Origin of the sequence: Streptomyces phytophilus, assembly GCF_013870535.1 — a bacterium.
GTDB classification, from domain to species: Bacteria; Actinomycetota; Actinomycetes; order Streptomycetales; family Streptomycetaceae; genus Streptomyces; species Streptomyces phytophilus.
Genome location: NZ_JACBXC010001396.1, coordinates 1 through 1498 on the forward strand (window position 1 = coordinate 1; position 1498 = coordinate 1498).

The following is a 1498-nucleotide window of genomic DNA, read 5'->3' on the forward strand; positions in this document are numbered from 1 at the left end:
GGCCATCGGCGGCAGTGCGCGCCGCGGGCCGTGCCGGTCGATGAACCCGGCCCGTACCGGGGACAGGGTGACGCTGGTGGCCCCGAAGCACGCCAGGGCGGCACCGGCCGCGGCGTACGAACCGGTGGCCTCCCGGACGGAGAGCAGCAGGGACAGCGAGACCATCCCGTACGACAACCGCCCCAGGAGGGCGGCACCGAAGGTGCGGGAGGCATGGGGGATACGCAGCACAGCCGCGTAGGACGGCGCAGACATGGTGATGTTCCTCGGTGAAGGGGAGCGCGGGATCCGGCGCTCCGGCTCGTGCATGGGCGGCTGGTTGCCGCGCCCGGCGGGGCGGGGCGACGTGCCGGCTCCTATGCACGGGGGAGGAACATGCGGCCGAATGTAGCAGAGAGGGCCGTGAGCACGGACCGGGCCCGCCTTCCCGGGTGGGAAAGCGGGCCCGACGGCTGCCGCGGTGGTTACTTCCTGGCGTACAGGCGCATCGTGATCGGGCCGAAGACCGCCACGATCACGCCCGCCCAGCCCAGCGTCCACGCGATGTCCGAGCCCGGCCACTCGCCGTGCATCAGCTCGCGGACCGCGGAGGCCAGGTGCGTCACCGGGTTGTTGTTGACGAACGCCTGGAGCCAGCCCGGCATCGTCGACGGGTCGACGAAGATGTCGCTGAGGAACGTCGTCGGGAACAGGACCATCATGCTGACGCCCATGACCGACTTCTCCGTACGGAGAAGCAGGCCGAACATCGTCCAGATCCACGAGAACGCGAACGAGAAGACGATCAGCAGCGCCACCCCCGCGAGGACTCCCAGCACGCCGCCGTCCGGGCGGAAGCCCATGATGAGGCCGACCCCGACCATCACCACCGACGCTATGAGGTAGCGGAGCATGTCGCCCAGCAGGTAGCCGACCATCACCGCGGGGCGCCAGATCGGCAGCGAGCGGAAGCGGTCGAAGACGCCCTTCTCGATGTCGGTGTTGACGGAGACGCCGGTGTACATCGTGATCATGACGATGCTCATCACCAGGATGCCCGGCAGCAGGTACTGCAGGTAGTCCGAGGTGGAGCCGGCCAGCGCACCCCCGAAGAGGTACGTGTACATCAGCACCATCATGATCGGGAAGGCGGTGACGTCGAAGAGCTGCTCGGGCACGTGCTTGATCTTCAGCACGGCGCGCCAGCCGAACGTCACCGAGGCCGACCAGGGACCTGGCCGTGGCGGCCGTTCCTTGGAGACCAGCAGCTCCGCCAGGCTCTCGGTGGTCACCGGCGCGAGGTCCTCGACGCCGGTCTGGGACGTGGACCGGGTCGTGGTCTGGGTCTCGGTCGCGGTGCTCATGCTGCTGCCTCCTGGGTCTGGGCACCGGCCTTGCGGTCGGTGAGGGCGAGGAAGACCTCGTCCAGGCTGGGCTGACCCAGCGAGAAGTTGTCGACGGTGATGTCCGCGCGGGCCAGCTCCGCCAGCGCGGCGGCGGCCTGGGCGGCGGCCCCCTT

At 69.6% G+C, this 1498-nt stretch carries 1 protein-coding gene and 2 pseudogenes; all 3 read right to left on the bottom strand.

Annotated elements, in window-relative coordinates:
- Nucleotides 1-255: pseudogene (locus tag H5J30_RS32720) on the bottom strand (MFS transporter); the annotation flags it as partial.
- A gap of 209 nt (nt 256-464) precedes the next feature.
- Entirely contained in the window at nt 465-1343 is an 879-nt protein-coding gene (locus tag H5J30_RS32725; protein ID WP_181791303.1) for an ABC transporter permease, read from the bottom strand.
- Nucleotides 1340-1498: pseudogene (locus H5J30_RS37180) on the bottom strand (daunorubicin/doxorubicin resistance ABC transporter ATP-binding protein DrrA); the annotation flags it as partial. The gene H5J30_RS32725 and the pseudogene H5J30_RS37180, both read right to left, overlap by 4 nt.